This window comes from Limnochordia bacterium (assembly GCA_023230925.1).
Lineage (GTDB): Bacteria > Bacillota > Limnochordia > DUMW01 > DUMW01 > JALNWK01.
Genome location: JALNWK010000040.1, coordinates 1 through 20885, shown reverse-complemented (window position 1 = coordinate 20885; position 20885 = coordinate 1). Strand labels below are relative to the sequence as shown.

14 protein-coding genes are annotated in these 20885 nt (G+C 48.0%); 4 read left to right on the top strand and 10 right to left on the bottom strand.

All coding sequences use genetic code 11. The features are described from left to right. Positions 1-78: 78 nt before the first annotated feature. Together M0Q40_09425 and M0Q40_09420 are read right to left on the bottom strand one after the other, a co-directional pair. Positions 79-2610, bottom strand: coding sequence for a glycoside hydrolase family 43 protein (locus M0Q40_09425; GenBank protein MCK9222820.1), 2532 nt, complete (start codon positions 2608-2610; stop codon positions 79-81). A gap of 564 nt (positions 2611-3174) precedes the next feature. Further along, entirely contained in the window at positions 3175-4908 is a 1734-nt protein-coding gene (locus tag M0Q40_09420) for an NERD domain-containing protein (GenBank protein MCK9222819.1), read from the bottom strand. 158 nt (positions 4909-5066) lie between these two features. Here M0Q40_09420 and M0Q40_09415 point away from each other — a divergent pair, with 158 nt between their 5' ends. Then, positions 5067-5921, top strand: coding sequence for a phosphatase PAP2 family protein (locus tag M0Q40_09415; protein MCK9222818.1), 855 nt, complete (start codon positions 5067-5069; stop codon positions 5919-5921). 361 nt (positions 5922-6282) lie between these two features. Here the strand turns inward: M0Q40_09415 and M0Q40_09410 are convergent, their stop codons facing one another. The 4 genes from M0Q40_09410 to M0Q40_09395 form a co-directional block, all read right to left on the bottom strand. Continuing rightward, positions 6283-7602, bottom strand: a complete 1320-nt coding sequence (locus M0Q40_09410) for a metallopeptidase TldD-related protein (GenBank protein MCK9222817.1) — start codon at positions 7600-7602, stop codon at positions 6283-6285. After that, complete coding sequence (locus M0Q40_09405; GenBank protein ID MCK9222816.1) at positions 7602-9086, bottom strand: TldD/PmbA family protein; 1485 nt, start codon at positions 9084-9086, stop codon at positions 7602-7604. The genes M0Q40_09410 and M0Q40_09405 overlap by 1 nt, the downstream gene beginning before the upstream one ends. A gap of 73 nt (positions 9087-9159) precedes the next feature. Next, positions 9160-9873: a DNA alkylation repair protein gene (locus M0Q40_09400; protein MCK9222815.1), complete on the bottom strand. Its 714-nt coding sequence runs from the start codon at positions 9871-9873 to the stop codon at positions 9160-9162. A 669-nt stretch (positions 9874-10542) separates the two neighbouring features. Then, positions 10543-11550, bottom strand: coding sequence for a hypothetical protein (locus M0Q40_09395; protein ID MCK9222814.1), 1008 nt, complete (start codon positions 11548-11550; stop codon positions 10543-10545). Between the two features lie 291 nt (positions 11551-11841). On the opposite strand from M0Q40_09395, the gene M0Q40_09390 reads away from it, so the two are divergent. The 3 genes from M0Q40_09390 (at position 11842) to M0Q40_09380 (ending at position 14486) form a co-directional block, all read left to right on the top strand. After that, positions 11842-12915 carry a hypothetical protein gene (locus M0Q40_09390; protein ID MCK9222813.1) on the top strand — a complete coding sequence of 358 codons (1074 nt, stop codon included), beginning with the start codon at positions 11842-11844 and terminating at the stop codon, positions 12913-12915. A gap of 72 nt (positions 12916-12987) precedes the next feature. After that, positions 12988-13344: a carboxymuconolactone decarboxylase family protein gene (locus M0Q40_09385; protein ID MCK9222812.1), complete on the top strand. Its 357-nt coding sequence runs from the start codon at positions 12988-12990 to the stop codon at positions 13342-13344. Positions 13345-13490: 146 nt separating this feature from the next. Continuing rightward, on the top strand, positions 13491-14486 hold the full coding sequence (locus M0Q40_09380) for a lipoate--protein ligase (GenBank protein ID MCK9222811.1): 996 nt from the start codon (positions 13491-13493) through the stop codon (positions 14484-14486). A 67-nt stretch (positions 14487-14553) separates the two neighbouring features. Here M0Q40_09380 and typA read toward each other — a convergent pair whose 3' ends face one another. The 4 genes from typA to M0Q40_09360 form a co-directional block, all read right to left on the bottom strand. Continuing rightward, positions 14554-16401 carry a translational GTPase TypA gene (gene typA, locus M0Q40_09375; protein MCK9222810.1) on the bottom strand — a complete coding sequence of 616 codons (1848 nt, stop codon included), beginning with the start codon at positions 16399-16401 and terminating at the stop codon, positions 14554-14556. 210 nt (positions 16402-16611) lie between these two features. Further along, entirely contained in the window at positions 16612-17142 is a 531-nt protein-coding gene (locus tag M0Q40_09370) for a GNAT family N-acetyltransferase (protein MCK9222809.1), read from the bottom strand. A 1195-nt stretch (positions 17143-18337) separates the two neighbouring features. Next, on the bottom strand, positions 18338-19222 hold the full coding sequence (locus M0Q40_09365; protein ID MCK9222808.1) for a diaminopimelate dehydrogenase: 885 nt from the start codon (positions 19220-19222) through the stop codon (positions 18338-18340). Between the two features lie 494 nt (positions 19223-19716). Beyond that, positions 19717-20631 (bottom strand): AraC family transcriptional regulator, encoded by a 915-nt coding sequence (locus tag M0Q40_09360; protein ID MCK9222807.1) that lies wholly within the window; start codon positions 20629-20631, stop codon positions 19717-19719. Positions 20632-20885: the final 254 nt, after the last annotated feature.

Sequence of the window (20885 nt, the reverse complement as noted above, 5' to 3'; positions counted from 1 at the left end):
AATCGTTTTGCATTAGATGTTCTCTTTAATTCATTGCACCATGTGCCCACTGTGTATAGACCCTACCCCACCAATAAGCTAATCAACAATTAAGTGTAAGAGTCCTGGATCCTTCGCACCGATCAGTCGTACATAACCAAGCTGTAGTGCATCCTTCGAAAGCCCTTTGTTGGTGAAAGTAAGTCGCAGGAACTTAGCATCTGATGTTTTTGGGACTTTGCCAGTGACATTAAGTTCTAGCCATGGGTTTGAGTTACTTTTTTCTGGGTAGACCAGGTCTACGACATAGGGCACCATGTGCCATGTTCTCCCATCAGCAGAAGTTTCTATTAATATGCTCTCCTCAATTGCTGGATCTTTGCTGTATAAGGTCAAGGCATAGCGGTGTAGGTTGGCCATGTTCCAGATTAGGTACTCATCTTTCTCCCCACTACGCATGATTCGATCTCTATCCCCAAAGAACAGTTCAGGATCATCGCCGGTATAGTGCCACCCACTGGATTTTTTTGTGGTTTTAAGCGCTTCGGTGGTGCCGAACCATCCTAGGTCCTTTGGAGGCAGAATGTGATCCTCCAGTACATTCCAATTGCTAATGACAACGCGCTCCCGCCTCTCCGATTGGATTCCATGGACAGTGGTAGCATGGATAACAATGTCATAGGCTCCATCTTCAAGGGATAGCGTGTTAAGAGTAAACTCCTGAGACAAGGACATCGCCTGAAACGACATGCGATCTATGCCGGTAGTGTCCATGGGTCTACTGACTCGGGTATCGGCGACTACCCGCTCAAGATCAATACGGACGTCGGCAAACTCACAACTTGGGATTAGTGGTGCGACCTCAATGCTGACTTCTCCTGTCAACCAAGTCCCTGGTGCGGGTTTGACCAAATCAATGTGCTCCACCGTGCATCTTGTTGAGCAACAATGCTCTTGCCCATCTTTGTCGATCATGGTAGCAAAAATGTCATAGTAACCCCGATCTAGTTGGGATGGGTTTAGCACTAGCTCTGTAGGAAGACAATCGCCTTCATAAACGGTTTGCCCATTGATGTCAATCTGAACCCGCTCAAGTGTTATACCCGGCGCCTGAACACATATCGGAGTCAGATCGGTTATCTGTGTTCCTTCAACTACAGAGGAAAACCACACATACCCTAGGGGGTATCCTAAGACAACTACTTCGGTAAGAGCTGCTTCTCCCCGTTTGCTCACTAACTCATCAATGCGAAACTCAATCCAGGTAATATCCTGGTCATCTGGGAGAGTAATAATGGCTGCAGCTCCTGGTTCTTTGGGAAACTCATCCACGGCGATCTTCCCGATGGGTGTTTGCTCATTACCGAAAGATACGGTCCCTTGGGAGATCCTTCTCCCGCTGCTGATGCTACCGTAAAGAAACAGGTATTTGACCCGTTGGGGGTGGGTCCATTCAAGACGTACCCAAGAGTTCTCGCCATCTTTGCTGACCCAGTCGTACTGACTGTTTCTGATTTGGGTGACGATCTCTCCGTCGGTGAGGGCTTCCACCCTGTGGGAAGATTTGACCGAACTTGCCTTTACAGCGGCTTGTGGAGCCAGATTTACCAAGGGGGTTGCACCAGCGGGCTTTGGTTGTGGGGTTAGGGTTGGTCCATTTACATAGATAGAACCGTCTTGCCGGAAGCCCATCCGATCAATGGACAGACGGCGATTCCCCCCGCCTACCGCTGGATCAGCGTGCACATGGTAGATGATGAACCATTCATTCCCGTCGGGAGATCGGCAGACACTATGATGGCCAGGCCCAGAGATTTTGCCGATCCAACTGCCCCGGCTGAGAATCGGGTTGTTTTGGTATTTGACGTATGGTCCTAGGGGATAATCGGAAGTGGCATATCCCACGGAGTAATCAGGTCCGCCGAAGTAATTGGCCGAATACATCAGGTAATATGTACCATTATGCTTAATGACATACTGACCTTCGTTCCAAAGATGGTTACCTGAGTACATTTCCCAACCTTGGTCCGGCTTGGTTAACAGCACCGGTTCCCCGATCACAGAAAAGAAATCATCACTAAGCTCAATACCATAGCTGTGGCTTTCGTAGCGTCCTCCACCGGTGCCCATTTGGTCCTTCGAATAGAAAAGGTATTTTCTACCGTCATCGTCAATAAACGGACTAGCGTCAATGGCCGCGTAGCCAAAATCAAATAGGGGTTTTCCTCGATCTACAAAGGGCCCAATGGGACTCTCACTGATGGCCACACCAATCCTTTTCCCTCCTTGTAACCGTTCGGCGGAATAGAATAAGTAGAACGAATCTTCGTATTCAACAACCTCAGGTGCCCAGAAATCGGCAACACCCCAGGTGTTGCTTGGTTTCACGTTACCTTCGTGTTTCCAGTTGACAAGATCATCTGATGACCACACCGAAAGACCCGTGCTATACAGGTAGAACCTTCCGTCGGAAGCTCTAATTACACAAGGATCTGCAATACCGATATCGATCGGGTTGCTAAATGTGACAGATTCAAGAGTCTGGGCAGCTGTCATTGGTGCTAGCACTGCTATCAGGACAGCGACACAGGCAATCAATACTACGACTTGTGAACCTGGCTTGCTGTGCATACTCATTGCCCTCCCGGGTACAAAGATCATAATTTGAAGAATGATTTCTAGAACGTCAGCAACGCTGTTTCCTAAATATTTAGTGAGCCATTAATTACACCTTCATCCAATTTGGTTTTGGATACAGTGTCTCCTGTTACCTCGGTGTGAAGATTGAGTTGTGGGTCAACGAAAACAGCGACCATCAAAGCTCTTAAGTCGTTCTCTCGCTGGTATCCATTGTACCATGGTAAACATGTCACCACTCATCCCGTAAACGTGCTACTTCAACAATCCCCTCCTTCTATACAATCCTTTACGAGCCATCGACACGGTTTTCAGGCCTCGTCCGTACCACTAAATCTCTCCTCGCCGGTTTGGCACAACTTATACCAAAGGATGTGCATTCTCAACTTTCGAGCGACCTGGTTACGAACAGAGTCTCCCTCAGCAAGCGACTAGGACTCGGTAACCAAGTCAGACAACAGGCTATATGCAACGGATCTTCTTACAGATTTTGGGCTAAGTTGATTATATGTTACCATAGGCACATGGAAAACTCAATAAGCAGGTAACAATCTTAACCTAGACGGGTTTGATCTGCTGCCACCGTTTGTGTAGGGAACGGTGATAAAACACATATAAAAGGGAGGTCGCCCGGGATATCGCTGTATAATTCAGGTGACGGTGGTAGTTATCATCGAAGGCCTCCACATCTAAGAGGAGGACTACTGGTGCTTCCAGACCCTTGAAGCTGTGGATAGTACAGAATTTGACGCTGTCCTCGACCAGTAGTTTGAAATCAATTCCGGTGATATCCTGGAATCGGCAAATGCCTTGGAACACATTAGTACCTTGCAGGCATGAGTTCTCATAACGATACCTAGAGAGCAAGAGGATCTTTCCCGGGTCAGTACCTTCGTGTAACAGGTCTTTTACGGCTTTGACCACCAATGTTCTTTGCTCGCCTTTATCCTCATACATTCGTGCTCGAACCTTTTCCCCTTGTACCTTTAGGTACTTGGCGGGGGGGATTCCTGTGACTTCCGCGTTGCAGTCTCCAATCTCCTTCGTATTACGACAGTTGGTATCCAGGGAAAGGAGTGTTGGTTGAGCTTCTTGTATCAACTGAAGGCCTTCTTCTAAATGCGGATTATACAGGTTTTGATTAGGGTCATAACACATATGCCAAGTTCCCCGGGTAAGTCCATCTTTTAGGATCTGATCCAAGCAAAGGATGAACTCTGTACGAAACAGATCTTGTCCTTCATCTACTACAACTAAGTCGTAGTGATCGTGATAGATTCCGTGGGAACCCATCGCGAGGAACCCTTCGGGGACTAGCTCATTGAAGTAGACATCCGGTGATGGGGTGGACTGATCCGGAGCACAGCCCACTTTTTCTAGTGATGTCATGATGTAATTATGAAAGGTATCGATCCGAAATCGCTGCGGATATTGGTCTAATAGGTCCACAGCTTTGTGCTGTAGGTACTTACTCAGGTTTTGATTATAACATAGGTAAAGAACACGGTGTCCGGTTAACACCTTCCGGCGGGCATACTCCAAGCTAAGTAAGGTTTTTCCCGTACCCGCACCACCACTAAGGAGTATTCGCCGGGAGTCCTCGGCCATGCTTAGGCGTTCAGCCTGTTCCTTGGTTAGTGCCAGGAGTTGCTTCTCTGTCTTACTCACAATATGCCCTAGGGAGGGGACAAATCCGAAATCTCCCCTTAGATACTCGGTCAAACAGGAGACCTCGCCGGGGTTGAGTCTGCCTCCGGTAAACCCATGCTTATTACGTAGATCCTCTTGCCAATACCGAAAGACCTTCTTTATATAAAGCTCAATCTCATCAGGGTCGTCTCTTAGGTCAAAGACAATTTCATCGATAATATCCGGACCTTTGGCGGTAAAAACCGTATCTGGGAAAAGCACCCCCACTGCGTACAAGCAGCGGCCAATGGGACTCATCTTCCCAAATTGCTGTTCTAAGTGCCTGCGCAATGAGTGCATCGAACCGATTACCTGTTGGAAGGGTCCTTCGCTATTGGCATGTTCATTGCCAAAACGATCCTGGAAATACCATATACCCGATCTGCGGCTTACTCCCCCACCTTTCACTTCAAGGCACAGTACTCCTTCGGAGCAAATGACCACGAAATCTATCTCACCAAAGACTTTATCCCTGTGATTGGCTAGGCCTAAGGAATGCAAAACAACATAGTCATCAGTAAGATTCTGCAGGGCGCAAAAGACCTGTTTCTCTGCGTTGCTTGTAGTATCGTGCTCATAGTACGGTGGGATCATTTTGCTCATCGTCCACCCCTCCAAAGAATCAGATTTTGGCATTATCTTCTACGCATAATGCGCTATTTCCTTCTCAGACATCAAAGGATACCACCATGCCGGGCTTGACAATGACAACGTCTCAAAGGAGAATAAGACTAAGGTATGAATGGCTGGGAGGGAAAATGGTGACTGATACCAGTCTAATTGTTCTAGTTCAGCAATGGGCAACACCCGTCCTTAACTGGTTAATCGACGCTGTTACCTTTGTCTGTCGGCTTGAGAACTATGTCTTGCTCTTTCCGATCCTTTACTGGGTGTATGAGAAACGTTTTACTGTGCGATTGGCCTCGTTGTTTATGCTATCAGCTTATACCAACTCAGCTTTCAAATATGCCTTTGCAACAGAACGGCCACCCCAAAGATTACACCGAGTCTCTCAGCCCGGTTATTCTTTTCCCAGCGGTCATGCCCAGACTACGACTACCTTCCTCGGTTATGTGGCCCTTAGGGTTAAACGGCGTTGGCTGTATATCTTTGCATCCTTATTTGTGGTCTTAGTGTCCTTCTCCCGGATCTATCTGGGGGTTCACTATCCTATTGATGTGATTGGTGGATTAGTAATTGGGCTTGTTCTTTTGGGTCTGTACCAGTTTGCCCTTGCGAATATTAGGCTCGAGCCTGGTAGTAGACAGTGGTTTCTTGTAACGCTGGCAGTATCCTTCTTTATGTTCCTCAATCACCCCCAGGGTGACGGACCCATGATCGCCGGTCTGTTTCTCGGTTTTCTTTGGGGATATGGAGTTGAGCAGACCTGTCTTGATTTCAAAGAACAGACGCTTGTATGGAAGCAAATAATCAAGGTTGTCTTAGGATTTGCCGGTCTTTTCTTGTTAAAGTTGGCTTTAGATACAATTCCGGTGCTGGATGGGATTAGAGGAACCTTAGTCACTGTTGTTTGCTACAGCGTTCTGGGATTTTGGGTTAGTGCGGGGTCGCCCTGGTTATTCCAGGTTCTTAGACTGGATTCCTCCAAGTCCTAGCTAGGATACACAAAAACGCTGCAATGAAATCCGCAAAGTTGCTAAGGTAATAAGTTGTAATGCTAGAAAGGAACCACGAAAAACAGGGTATTTCCACTACTATAGATCATAGGGGACGTTCATGATTCTCCTAGCCAATCCAGTTGGCGAAGACGCTCTAAGACAACCTTTTTGGGGAATAGCTCGCAAGACAGTCTAGAGGATACGTTAAGTGCAACGATACCGACCATTAGATCTACGTCCTTTGCAAGTATACCCTTCCTGCGGGTAATCTAGGACTAAATAGCATCAACTATGATAAAACAAGAGCAAAGATAAACTTCACCTTTGCTCTTTGTAGTGCATTAGTCTATTTGTTGTCTTAGTGTTTTTCCACTGTGACATCAGCCATAATCCGAAGACCTGGATGATCCGAGAACTCATCAAAGCCAAAGGCAAAGTCCGGGGAGCTTAATTGTGCAAATAGGTTACCAGCGATCGTTGCCTTGATCTTCCCCTTTAACTGTCCCCTTTCAATGACCAAAGCCTGGTCTGCGGTCACAGAATAGGATCCGGAAGCGGTATCTTGGGCGTGCAACCCGAGTACACTCAGAACCATGATTCCCCGATCAATCCCCTCAACAAGATCCTCTAGCTTTCCTTGTCGGGGAATGAGCAATGGACCCGCTGGGGTTGGCTCCATATTTGCCTTATTTGCGTATTTACGGTTAAGCAAAGGCGTCTGCAGACAGCCGTCCTTGATTACTGCTAATCTCTTTGACGGTATACCCTCTACTGTGCAGGGTGCGGAGCCGTATTCATGATTCCGTAGGGGCTCGATGTACACAGAGAGGCTCTTCGATAGGATCTGTCTTTTGGCGCGGAAATCATCACAAGTAAAGGCACTGTGTCCTTCCACTACCGCACCACCTGCAAGGTTATTTTGGATGTATTGACTCAAGAATAGGGCTGTGACATCTGGCATTAGCAAAATGGGCATCTTGCCTGATGGAAGGGATACTGTTGACGGCTCCTTGAGCCGGGCAGTCATCTTGCCCACGGTTGAGATCACGTGATTCTTCTCAGAATCTGTTGCTAGTCGACGTTTGCCGTAGGACTTGCCGAAGGTGTTATCTGCGTAAAACCCGAAGGAGCACCCGCTTACTGGATAGTAAATGTCTAATCCGGCGCTGTTTCGGATCCTCTGCCACCCGATACTGCTGTTGGTTCCTCCATCAATAGTCCCAATCCCATCGTCCTTCAATCTTTGGGTTGAACCCTCGATAAGCTCAAAATGCTTTTCGACTGGTAGACGGGCAATATTTCCGTCCCAAAGGTTTACCCGCGGATACTCCCGGGGGGCGAGAATGCCGGGTTGATCTGGATCCACGAAGGATGCTTGCCTAAAGAGCACGAGCCATTGATCAAAATCCGTATCGATGCTGCGATCGAGACTTGCATGGGTATGGCTGCCATCATGCCAGATAATATGAATATGCCCAGTAAGCTTCTTATTGATCGAAGGGGCGGCATACGGTCCTCCGACTTTATTTTCATGCAGACCGATGGAAGTGACTTCCTGTTCGGAAACGAAGTACCTCCAACCGGCAATCCGTAAATTATCCGGTGCTTTAGCCGACATCTGATCATTTAAAGACTGGTCAAGCTTATTGCAGAATTGGTCACTATATGCGCGGTTCATCATTGGCCACCCCCGATCGTGATCTTCTGATCTTTTTCGATGACAATAAACAGATTTGATCCGCCTCCACAGGATACCATCTGACCGCTTTTACCACAGGTACCCGCTGCATTACTGTTTACCGAGCCTAATCCGCCGGATATGGCCTTTAGAGCCGAAAGGATTTGTCCACTGAAACTGGTTGCTTGCCTTGGGATTGCTTCTTCCCTTAGTTCATAGACTCCGGAACAAGTAAAGACGAAATCCCCCGTAGCTGGGTTGACCTGTCCCCCCATCGCTCCAGACAGATAAAGGATCTGTTCATCTTCTTTGAGCAGACCCGCTTCCTCCAATAGAGTACGTAACTGGGATGGAGTAATGTCTTCAAAGTCCTGATTAATCGGGTAGGCATTATTGACGGTAAGTCGAATATTGGACATCCGAGGGATTGGCAGGTGTTCGTAACTTTGAGCTCTAGCTGCACCGGTATTTCTTACACCGGCTTCCCTTGCAGAGAATACATCGGCCAGTCCGTCCTTAAGGACGCCATTTTCCACGATGGTAACAGTATCCCGGGGTACTCCATTGACACTGAAGGGCTGATCACCATTATCCCCTAAGATGGGACCGTCCACAATGGATACAATAGGAGCAGCAACCACTTCTCCCGTGCGAAACTTACCGTTTTTGGCCAGGATAGTGCTTTCCGCCCGGTCCACCTCCGCCGCGTGACCAAAGGCTTCGTGGGCAAGAACCATGGCTAGGGAATAATCAATAACCAGCTTATAGTGACCAGCTTTAATCGGGGTAGCCTTCGTCAAGTTCATTGCTATGTTGGCCGCTGTCTCTGAACGTCTCCGCAACAGTTGGCGATACTCATCGCTAATCAAGACCCTAGGGTCCACCCCACTGATATTCGCCATTGTGCTTGATGCCCTTCCCTCGGTGCGGGCGGAGATCCCGTTACGAATGATACACCGGGGGATGGCAAAATGTACATCGGTACCGTCGGACCGAAAGATTCGCCATTCTTCATAGCCGATAAACAATCCGGTAGAGACAGACAGTTCTGAGCCCAAAGCCCTGGTCTCATTGTTGATCTCGATTAATGCGTTCTCTAATGTGCGGAGATCCAGCTTGTTTAGGTTGTAGTCGATCTGGGCAGGGCGCCTAACCTCGTGTTTTTGAAGGTTGAATACTTCAGTGTTGGTATGACCCCCCGCCACTGGTGACTTTTTAGCCAATTCCGCAGCGCTACCTATAAGCCTCTCCACTTCCCCTGGGTCAATCCGATCGGCAGAGGAGAAACCACTGAGTCCGTCCTTGGTAAACACCTGAACGCCAGTGCCTCGCTTGCTGTTTCTGTGGATGCCGTCCACCTTACCATCGACTACATTGATCCTGATGCTTGTAGCATCCTGCAGTCTTGTGATTGCGTAAACGTCAGATGCGACACTTGCCTTCATTGTTATCTCTTTAATGCTATCATATTGTTCAAGATGCATGTTCACGAAGCTTCATCTCCTTTCCCCTGCTAATTTCCTTCTGCTTGCAGGTCAGGAATCCTTGTTCGTTACCTCAGATCGAATGCTGTCTAAATGCTTGCCGTAATTCCTGTTCGAACTTTTCGATGGCATATTGCAGCATTACCCTTGGCATGTCTTTGTAGTGTGCTTTCAAAAACGCGAATTCCACTTGGAAATCCCGCTCTCCGATCTCCCGCAGCATCCATCCTACGGCTTTGTGGATTAGATCATGTTCATGATCGAGAAGCAATGTCGCAATGTGCAGTGCATCATCAAATTCGTTGTGTTTTATAAAGTAAAAGGTCGCGATCATGGCGATCCGCTGAGCCCACAGGTTTTGTGCTTCGGCCAATTCGTAGAGTATACTCTTATCTTCAACTTCGAACAGGTAGGCCCCGAGGATCTTGTATGCGGATGTATCCACCAGATCCCAGTTGTTAATATATGGGATGTTGCGTAGGTACAGTTCCACTATGGCTTGCCGCTGTATAGTGGACGTTTTTTCGAACTTGTAGGTCAGGATAAGTAATGCGGTCAGCCGGTGCTCATGGATGGCATCTTGAAGAAGCAACTCTACGTCCTCCAGAGGGATGTCCCGGTAGTACTTTCGTGCAATCTTCCTTTGATCAGGGACCCGGATACCAAGAAACCGATCTCCCTGCCCGTATCCCCCCGGTTGAGTCTGGAAGAATCGAGCAGAGTGTTGGGCCCTCTCTTCATCAGCGAATTTGGCGAGATCCGCCTTTACCACAATCACCCAGTCCATGATATGACCTCCTTTGATAGCCTCGTGAATATGGTAACACAAATAAGCAGGGAATAGACGGGTGCTATAGCACTTCCGCAACTAGGACTTAGGAAGCCATAATGCAGACTTGTTTGTCCTTTTTGCTGTTAGAAACTTCGGAAAAGATGATAGGACCCCTTTCGCCCCCAAAAAGTGACTTTAGAAGCGAGTTTTAGCCAGGTCATCCATAAGTGCAAAGCTGCCCGAATAGCGGGTTGCCTTTGGCCTGTAAGGCTTGGAAATCAGAAGGGGCCAGCACAAGGGTGTGCTGGCCCTATGACGGTTACTCATTGGTTCTGGTTCACAAAAACATCGGTACTAGTAGACGCGGAGTTCGTATAGACCGAAGGTATCCCCGCCATTAGTGGCATGGAACTGGAGCTTTATCTTGTCCGTTGACACTGGCTCAGATTGCAGACGGTTACGTCGCTGGTAGTTGCCTCTTACCCTTTGCAAAAGCTCCCACTTTCCGTCTATGACGTAGAGCAGATCACGGTCTCGTACAATAGACGGAATGACGTTGTGGTCATACAAGATCTCCAGGTTCCGGATGCGAAAATCAAAGTTAGAATCAAAGTATAGGTCTACTTCGCTTATAGTTTCCTTTGAGCCGAGGTCCAGCTCCTTGGCAGAATCTTCCTTGTCCTGTTAGTAACTGTGAGCCAGGAAACGATCCTTGGCCCATTTCACCCACTCCGGTTTGACACCAAGCACATCCCACTGGGGATAATCCTTGGCGATAAACCCGCCGCCTCTACCTAGGTAGGTCATCATATCATCGGCTGTTTTTTCAATCAATTCCCGATTACCTGTGGGCATAACCTTCTGAATATCCACCGGTGACCAGAAGGTAACTTTCCCTGAATACTGGGACAAGTATTCTAATCCAAAAAGACCTGGCTGATCAAGTTGTAGTACGTCAACTCCCACCTCAATCAAGTCCGGGATGATCTCTGCTATGTTTCCGCAGGAGTGCATCATCACCTTAAGCCCGCCTTCATGGGCTTGACCACATAGACGTCGGAAGGAAGGCGCAAAAAGTTCTCGCCAGCTGGGCGGGCTAATGAGTAAGGCCTCCTGGCTTCCCCAGTCCTCTCCGAAGAGTATGGCATCAAAGCCGGCATCGCAATAGAAAGATATGTTCTCAGCTAACATGCTTTCGATCTTTGCACCAAGTTTGGTGATCTCGTCTTTGGCAAGCAGCGTATCCATCAGGAAGTTCTCCATCCGCCGCATCTTACGCATAATATTGAAAGTAAAACCCGGTAGTCCACCCATGAGGAACTTGTCTGCGTGACGCTCTCTGGCCTCCTTCAATCTCTCGATGTCTTCAACAACAAAATGAGGAAAGGCGATCTCACCTAGTCTGTCAAACCCGTCCTCCAAAACGCCCCTAACTACTTCGCCCTTGCTTGCCCCATCTAGGCGACCCCAGATATTGCCCCATTCATCTTCATAGACCAAACCTTTGAAGTGAGGTACTTGCTTAAGTAGTTCTTCATGGTATCCCCACTTGCGATGCTCCTCCAATCTCTCTGTCCGGTCATACCTTACGCCACACCCTCTAAGATCCGAAGGACCACCGCCAAAGTCCCAGCCTATTCGTGCTGGACGATCAAACTCGATTACCCTAGTAATGAGTTCTCTACTATTCAACTTACTCCCCCTCTTTCAGCTGGATTAAAACGACTAACAGGAAGCATCGAGTATAACAGTTAACGTTTATGTGTAGAAACGGGTAAACGGATGTATTACTACGTTAATTGTATCCCAAATCCGACTTTGGCGACATGCACATTTTCAGCCTAGACATGGATTTTATTAAGAATTTCCTCTACAGTGCATGAGAGAAGTCTAGAGTCTCAACCAGCGTCAGCCGCGCAGGGACAATAGACACATTGGAGAACTAGTAGAAGAGAAGCTGATTGAAGGCAGGGTGAATGACATATGGAATATTGTTTGAAACCGGATTTTGAGGAAGTGAACCAACGCTTTGAAGCTTTTTGGCACCGTGAAATCTTTGATCGACCGCCGGTGAGTGGGATTAGGTTCTTGATAGAAAACCCGAGGAGGGTCCCTGTAAAGACCTATGCACATCATAGAGAAAGATGGCTGGATGTCTCTTTTCGCGCCGAGCAAATCGCCATAGATTTAGCCAACTACAGGTATCCCGCGGAGACACTTCCGGTCGCTTGGCCTAACATGGGCCCGGAGATCTTCAGCGCGTGGTACGGTTGCGGGTACGAGTTCGGAGAGACAACGGCATGGACCACTCCTTGTGTGGATGACTGGGAAGATGATGCAAAAACTGCTGTATTTGACCCGGAGCATCCATTGTTTACGGCAACGATGAGATTTACCAAGGAGCTTCTCCAGTTTGGGCAAGGCAATTTCCTTGTTGGTCTAACAGACTTTCATCCCGGTGGCGACCATCTTGCTGCCCTACGGGATCCACAAAGACTTGCCTTGGATCTGATTGACCACCCAGTATTTGTGCAGGAAAAACTAAAACAGAGCACCGAGGAGTATTCTCATGTCTATGGGCTCTTTTATGAGCTACTGCGCGATGCCGGGATGCCCATCACTTCGTGGACTCCCCTTGTGTATCCCGGAAAGTACTACATCGTTTCTTCTGACTTCTCCTGCATGATCAGCCCCAGGATGTTTGAGGAATTCTTTCTGCCCGGTCTTATTGAAGAATGCCGTTTTCTCGACCGATCGATTTACCACTTAGACGGACCCGGTGCGTTGAAGCACCTTAACTGCATCTTGGGCATTCCTGAACTAGATGCAGTCCAATGGGTTCCAGGGGCAGGTCATGAGGGATATGCCCAATGGGTTGCGGTTTACCAACGAATTCAACAGGTTCAAAAGGGAATTCAACTGGATATCGATATTGAGGAGCTTCCTATGGTTTTTGAAACATTACGCCCCGAGGGGGTCTGGTTCAGCAGTATCCGGGGTGTTGCTGATCAGCAAACACTGGAAATTGTGCTCAGACGGATTGCCCAATGGCAATAATGGCTTCTTCTGTTAACGTAAATATCCGCAGAAAGCATATACTACTCCCATACTAGTTTAGGAGTGATATTGATGGCACGAGATCCAAGACAAATACTCGATGACTTTGTAGGAGGCTTAAAGGAAGTACAGAAGACGAATGGTGAGCAGGTACGATCCTTCATGAGCTTCTTGGGGTCAATGTATAAGCCTGGCAGTCTGGACCTAAAAGCAAAAGAGCTGATCAGTATCGGCATATCTATACATAACAGATGCGAATATTGTATTGTCTACCATGTCCACAATGCACTACAAGCTAAAGCTACCCGACAAGAGATCATGGAGGCCGCTATGGTAGCTGTGGCCCTTGGGGGAGGGCCCTCTATGGCCTATTCAGTTAGTCTTCTTAAGCAGGCCATTGACACCTTTGAACCGGATTTCAGTAGCTAATACTATGGGTTACGTAGCTGCATATGCTCACACCTAGCCCGTCTTCGGATCCTCAAAAGATTGATCTGTGGAAACAGAACATGCTAGAATAGGAAACTAGATACTATTCTAGCACTACGTCTCAACTTTTCTGGAGGAGATGGCCGGTGGAGTTTGTTACCTTGATCGCCGAATCACCTTACAATGACCCATGGTATAACATTGCCCTTGAGGAGGCTATGCTACATCAGTTGCAACAAGGACAGGTAGTCCTTTATCTTTGGCAGAACCAACACACCGTGGTGATTGGTCGTAATCAAAATGCATGGAAGGAATGCCGTTGTCAGCTTCTTGAAGAAGAAGGTGGCAAGCTAGCTCGAAGAATGTCCGGCGGTGGAGCCGTGTACCATGATCTTGGCAATTTGAATTTCACCTTCTTACTAGGGCGGCATCAATACGATCTTGCCAAGCAACTACAAGTCATCCTTAACGCTCTGGCCGGTGTAGGGATTCAAGCAGAGTTCTCAGGACGAAATGACCTTACGGTCTTGGGACGCAAGTTCTCAGGCAATGCGTATTACTACTACAGGGATTCTGCTTTGCACCATGGCACCATTCTGGTTAACGCTGATTTTGCACAGGCCGGCCGTTATTTACAGCCCTCGAAACAAAAGATGCAGTCCAAAGGGGTTGAATCAGTGGGTTCCCGAGTGATCAATCTGGCAGAACTGGTTCCGGGTCTTAGTATTGCCCAAGTTAAGGAGCAACTGATCAAGTCCTTTGTGAGCTTGTATGGTGGCAACGGAACCGAGCTAGATCTAGCCCCACTTCTTGAGGAAGCAGATGCGTTACACGAACACTATTCTTCCTGGGAGTGGCGCTATGGGAAAACACCAGCCTTTGCTCTCTCCTATGAAACGAGATTTTCCTGGGGTGAACTGACGGTGGGGCTTGGGGTCAAGAATGGACATATCGTGGATGCTGTCGTTTATTCAGATGCGCTGCAGTATACCCTAACGGACCATGTGCGTTCTGCTTTACTTCAGACTCCCTTTGAGTCATCAGCTATTGCCCAAGCCTTGGAGGGAATATCTGCGGGTGATGCGGCACCCTACGTAAAGGATGTAAAACACTGGCTTGTCACCCAGGTTAAATCAGCCTGAGGCGCGGGAAGCAGCTATTCCATCAAAAGGCATGATGGTTGTATGCAAGCTACAACCATCATGCTTGTCAGTCAAGTGATTTGGCAGCCAATTGCTTTCGAATCATGTACCGCTCGCTTTGGTCTAGAACCTGTTTCCTGAGCCTGATGGTCTTGGGTGTAACCTCAACGAGTTCATCCGAGGCAATGAAGGCTAAGGCTTGCTCGAGAGTAAGCTTTCGGGGCACATCAATCTTCTCTGCAATATCTGAAGTAGCTGAACGCATGTTGCTGACGTGTTTCTTCTTAGCAATATTGACATCGAGGTCATCGGAGCGTGAGTTTTCACCGATGATCATTCCTTCATAGACCTCTGTCCCCGGCTCGATGAACAACGTTGCCCGCTCTTGCGCGTTGACTATGGCATAGGCTGTCGCGGTCCCTGGCTCATAGGCGACAAGACTGCCCGTGGTTCTTTCTAGGATGGGACCTCGGTGGGGACCATAACCGTAGTAAGTATGGTATACAACCCCATAGCCTCTGGTTTCCGTAAGGAACTGGGAGTGAAATCCCACCAAACCCCGGGCCGGTACTACAAACTCTAGTTTGACCGTGTTCTCGTTTTGCATCATACTGAGCATTTCGCCCTTCCGCTGACCAAAGAACAGGATAACACCTCCGGAATACTCCGCCGGTACCTCGACAAACACTCGTTCTAGGGGTTCTTGTAACTGACCATCGATTTCCTTTAACACCGGTTGGGGTCTGGATACAGTAAACTCGTACCCTTCCCTGCGCATGGTTTCAATCAGAATACCCAGATGGAGTTCCCCCCGCCCCCGCACTTCAAAGGCATCGGGACTGCCCGTGGGGTTGACCCGAAGGGCCACATTGGTCTGTGCTTCACGCCAGAGGCGATCCCTAATGTGTCGGGAAGTAATGTATTTTCCATCCCTGCCTGCCAAGGGACCATCGTTTACCCTGAAAATTACAGTGAGGGTTGGCTCATCCACCTTTAACGCAGGTAGGGGGTCAACCGCATTGGGATCTACGATAGTGTCTCCGATGGAAACATCATCGATTCCTGCCACTGCCACAATCTCCCCTGCCCCAGCCTCCTCCACAAGGGTTCGTTCAAGTCTTGCAAAGGTATATAGATACTCCACTTTTGCAGTCTTTTCCCAATCCGCGTCACTGCGACATACGGTGACTGGCATGCCCCGACGAAGGGTTCCCCGTTGGATTCTTCCAACGACAAGTCTACCGACGTATTCATCGTATTCCAGATTGGTCGCTAGAAGCTGCAGGGGGCCATCGGGATCCACAGTAGGTTGGGGAACGTGCTCAAGGATTAGATCTAGCAAGGGCAATATGCTTTTCTCCTTCTTACCGGCAAGCTGGGCTTGTGCATCCTCAAGCTCCAATGACGCAACGCCTTCTCGGGCTACCGCCCATACCACAGGGAAGTCGGCTTGCTCCTCGGTCGCATCTAGATCAAGAAAAAGATCCAGCACCTCTTCCAGAACTTCATAGGGCCTGGCATCCTTACGATCGATCTTGTTGATTACCACGATGGGCCTAAGATTGTATTTGAAAGCCTTTTGGAGTACGTATCGGGTCTGCGGTAATGGTCCCTCCGCCGCATCTACTACTAACAAGGCACCGTCAACCATGCCGATCACCCGTTCCACTTCCCCGCCAAAATCCGAGTGTCCGGGTGTATCAACGATGTTGATTTTCGTCTCATTATGGAATATACCGGTGTTCTTGGATAGAATTGTAATACCCCGTTCTCTTTCCAGGGCATTGGAATCAAGGATCTGTGTTCCGGTCTTCTGGTTTTCCCGAAACACACCTGTTTCCTTTAGAAGTGCATCTACTAGTGTTGTCTTCCCATGATCAACATGGGCAATAATCGCTACATTACGAATCTCCATTTACTCTACTCAACCCCTATCCGTGGTCAAGTATAGCGCTGCACGTCACCTATAGTCAAGTGTCAATAGTATTCTGGGCAACTTTGAGCAGGTCAATGCCTGGAAAGAACTGCTTATCCTATAGGAGAGCATCTAGGAAATTCTTAATGTGGGATTAAGCGCTGTAATAGGGATAGATGTGATAATGCACACTTTAGCGGTAGTTATCTATCAAAAGGACCAGTCGAGCTTCTCGGCAACCGCCCGCCAACGCGTGTTCATTTCATCTGAGTTGATTAGCGGCTGAAAACCCATTCTGAGATATGTCTTAATGGCTGGCAGGCGCCAATCATCGGTTTTTAGATAGATGTGCTTATACCCTAATCTCTGCAGTTGATCGACAACTACAGCACAGATGATGAGACCTAGACCCCTGCCCCTGTGAGCGGGATCAACAGTAACCCAACCTACTTCCGCCCAGTCGAGATCATCATCCCAATCAGACTCCTGTTTTTGTGAACAGGTCGTAGCTACTGGAACATCATTATACGTAATAAAGTATACTGTTCCGGGTGCAAGCGGGTTCTCCAGAATCGATCGCATCCTATCTAGATCCCACTCACCCAGATCACCACGGTTTAACATACGGACATAAGCCTGTTCATCACTGGGACGAAAACGTCTGACGCTATATCCTTTAGGTAGAATACAAAGTGGTGGTTTGCGGCCCTCAGGCCAGATCATACGTAGCTGATCGGTCATCTCGTGCACTTCCAATCTCGTGAATTAGGCACCGGCAACCATTTACCATCTTGCCTAATCGACTGCTGACTGATCAACCTCGGTAGGGTCACATTAAGTGCTCGATGGATATTGATTGCTACGGGCCGACCGCTGCAGATACTGTTCTAGAGCATCAAGTTCTAGCCAGCGTATTCATATCGTCACACATATCTGCTAACCAAATCCTGATCGGCGTATTCACAACAATCCTTGGTCCCCTGAAGAGAGTAATTCCTCATCGCATGTGGCCTGTTTGACAGCATATCTACCCTGATTCTAATGAGAGCATCTTGTTCGGTGCTGGCTAGCATCCTGTTGTTCTTAATAGTCAGCTCGTGGATCCTGATAATGATGGCCACTACCAACACAGGATACCTTGGTAACCCTGTCATCGGGCATCTAAGTGAGCACAGGCCCTAAACCCATCGATTCCCGTTTGACAAGCTCAGCGACCAAAACATTTTGCTTGGTGTATATGTAGTCTTCCGCCATCATATACATAGCCTCAGATTGATTGCAAGCCCTGCCTAAATCCTGACACTTTACAGGGACTTCACTCAAAAAATGGATTCCTCGCCGTAGAGCCTTTGTCGCTGTGGCACATACAAGGCATAGGAGTGCAAATAACAACCGCATCAACATGTGAGTTTTCAGTATTTCCTCATAGTTCGTGTACTGCTCGTCGGCGCCCAACGCCTGCCTTGCGTCTTCTAACCGATCCTGATTGGTATCACACACTGCATGGAGACTAATGATCTCATGACTATCGAAGACACTTCTAGAAGTAAGGCCGCGACTTATTACCCCACAACGCCCACATCGATAACATCCAATGCTGACCTGACATCATCCCCTCTAACCTACCACAGGCATATACCCAATCACGCCAACAATGTCTCGCCATTTCACAGTCGGCTGTGGGGCCAAGACCTGCGAAAGTCTGCCCACAATAGAAACCCATTGACTAACCGCTCGTATCAATCCCATGTCTTTCAGAACGTCAGCACTTTTTCAACCGATGAGCTTGTCTCATTGATGTTAAATTCGGCGGGTAAGCTACTTTGTCAAAGCAAGTCCAATGGATACGGAGAAACTGTCGCTAGCAAAAAGAGTCTTGTGACTAGCTTCGAGAATCTTCCACATGAGACTTTCGAAGCTAGCCTTTCCCCATTGTCTAGACCAGTCGTCCAATCCATGTTCTTCGGTCTCCGGGCAGTAGATCAACAACCGGGATTTCGATCAGGGTGTACGCACCAGGTTGCAGTCTTACTGTGGCTCGGGCTGCGGCGACCATGATCTGTGCCGTTAGAGCAGGATTATTAACCCGCATTTCCCATTTGAAAAGTTGGTTATGGGTTATGCCTGATACTCCTTTACGTTCAATACTGACTCCATGCCCCATGTCAACTAGTGTACTGACATCCTCCACTTGATACACATGGGTTTCATCATGGATGAAATATGGATCCTGCTTAATGGCCTTCTCCACGACAGTAAATTCGGCATTATCCTCTAGTACAACGTAGACGATTCGTCGATGCAAGCCTGTTCCAACTGGTATCGTCATGGACAGTGCGTCCGCTACACCGTCGATTGCTTTCACCGCCGCAGTATGTCCCATACTCATACCGGGCCCGAAATTCGTATATGTCAAACCGCCAGGAGCCATGGCCTGCAGCAAAGCCCGAATAAGCGAATCGGTTCCCGGATCCCAGCCCGCAGATAGAACTGAGACGGCATTATTCAATTTCGCCGGTTCATCCAGTTCATCCCGCAGATTCACCAATTCTCCATGAATGTCGTAGCAATCAACGGTGTTGATTCCTAAGGCAAGAAGTTCCTTGGCAATCGTAGGGACTGTACGTGAAGGTGTGCAGATTATCGCAACGTCTACATCACCTAACTCTGTTATATCGCTAACCACTAACCCCCGGGGACTAGCCTCGTGAATAGAGTCCTTGCGGCGGACGATACCAGCAAACTCCATATCATCTGCCCTTAGAACTGCCTCAACGGCGTATTTCCCAACATTCCCCAAGCCTACAACTGCTACTCTCATCGCAAACCCCTCCTTGTATCACGCATACTGGTTCTATTTCCTCTTCCTATTTTCCTGCAGGATAGCGTAATCATTCACCACAGAAACTAGCAAGGCATGAGACTCTACTGCGGTAGCGTGTCCAAAAAAAAGGGTCAATGTCATTGTTGTTAGTGTTAGTCACCTGCATTCATCGAGAATCGTCTTGGAATACGGTAATCTACTTTCTTGAGGTAAGCAACCCAGTGTTCGCCATTTGCAGGTGGTAAGGAAACCAAATGCGGTAATTCGCAGGGGTCTTTACCGCAATCAATATGGCTAAGTGACATCGCAATTTCGCAGACATCCAGAAAGGATAGTCATTTCAGGCGAGGTTATGAGTATTATGGATGCGGTGTTATTATCTTGAGTGCTTACGATTTGGGGCGGTTAGAGGTCGAGACAATTACCCAAAATAACGCATACTTGTATTCGGCGAGACTGGAACTAGAGTTGTACACTCCGGCTTGTCATATCTAGCTAGTACTATCGCTTGTATCCGGTGGCCAGGCACTAATCACCTCTCGGCTTCGGCGGAAAGTCCTTGGACTAATCCCTACTCTTTTAGAGAACAAACGGGAGAAATACTGTTCCGAATTGATTCCGATCTCCTGACAAATATCAATAATGGGTAAGTCAGTTGTAGCCAATAGCTTCTTAGCAATGTTGATTCTATGGCTTGCAATATACTCTGAAGGAGTATCGCCGGTTACTTCTCTAAAAATGCGACTCACGTGGCTACGATTCAGTTGAAGGTAGTCACTTAACTCTGCTACGGTCAGATCTGGGCGGTGGTAGTTGGTACGGATGTAACTTACAGCTTTGTTTACATGCCAATTTGCCAGGTCTGTGGTATCACCTGAACTAGCAATCATCCTGGATATATAGATAATGACACGCCAGAAATCCAAACGTAGCATCAATTCCTGGCCAAGGGGGTCATCAAGGGTTCCATCTAGTTCCTCGATTAGTTCCCTCATGGTTGACCCTACATATCCACTATCCCGGCATTTGAGCCATGGGGCACCGTAACTCAAGGGCCAAGCGGATTGATTGATGTGCTTAACTACATCAATAGTTGATCCGATGACTACACTTGCTGGTTGAAAGAAAAACTCGCAGTTGTTCACGCGACAGTTTACGCTAACACCTAGGATTCCATGGGGAATCTCAGTGTTAATAACAACAAATTCCTTCGTCAAAAGCTCCACGGGCTCTCCCTGAAGCTCTAATAGCATATCACCAGACTCAACATACATTATCTCTACAGCGCTGTGCGTGTGACTACTGAAATGATACTCATGGGGGAAAGTACGTCGGTAGTAGTACTCAATGACCGGAACGAAGGGCCTCTTCCACAACTCTTTTGCGTACAAATCACACAGGAGCATCAAGTTCCTCCTCCTCTTTAGTCTTGTTCTTTTCCTAAAGCCCCCCTTAAACTAAGATCACTTGTAAGTCCGAACACTACCATATATTAGTAATATTATAGCATGGAACAGCGTGGTGTTCCATTCATGGTATCGGTCTGACCCCCTAAATTCGGACATTATGCTACAATGGCTGTCCTTCTTATAGAATTGCTCATGAATGCTTGGTGATACTGTCGAGGGCTTTGGTAGTTTAGGCTACCATGTCTACGTCG

Excerpts from the sequence above, each read along its gene's own strand:
- M0Q40_09425 (MCK9222820.1), bottom strand. The coding sequence starts at position 2,610 with ATGCACAGCAAGCCAGGTTCACAAGTCGTAGTATTGATTGCCTGTGTC.
- M0Q40_09420 (MCK9222819.1), bottom strand. The coding sequence starts at position 4,908 with ATGAGCAAAATGATCCCACCGTACTATGAGCACGATACTACAAGCAAC.
- M0Q40_09410 (MCK9222817.1), bottom strand. The coding sequence starts at position 7,602 with ATGAACCGCGCATATAGTGACCAATTCTGCAATAAGCTTGACCAGTCT.
- M0Q40_09405 (MCK9222816.1), bottom strand. The coding sequence starts at position 9,086 with ATGCATCTTGAACAATATGATAGCATTAAAGAGATAACAATGAAGGCA.
- M0Q40_09400 (MCK9222815.1), bottom strand. The coding sequence starts at position 9,873 with ATGGACTGGGTGATTGTGGTAAAGGCGGATCTCGCCAAATTCGCTGAT.
- M0Q40_09390 (MCK9222813.1), top strand. The coding sequence starts at position 11,842 with ATGGAATATTGTTTGAAACCGGATTTTGAGGAAGTGAACCAACGCTTT.
- M0Q40_09385 (MCK9222812.1), top strand. The coding sequence starts at position 12,988 with ATGGCACGAGATCCAAGACAAATACTCGATGACTTTGTAGGAGGCTTA.
- typA (MCK9222810.1), bottom strand. The coding sequence starts at position 16,401 with ATGGAGATTCGTAATGTAGCGATTATTGCCCATGTTGATCATGGGAAG.
- M0Q40_09370 (MCK9222809.1), bottom strand. The coding sequence starts at position 17,142 with ATGACCGATCAGCTACGTATGATCTGGCCTGAGGGCCGCAAACCACCA.
- M0Q40_09365 (MCK9222808.1), bottom strand. The coding sequence starts at position 19,222 with ATGAGAGTAGCAGTTGTAGGCTTGGGGAATGTTGGGAAATACGCCGTT.
- M0Q40_09360 (MCK9222807.1), bottom strand. The coding sequence starts at position 20,631 with ATGCTCCTGTGTGATTTGTACGCAAAAGAGTTGTGGAAGAGGCCCTTC.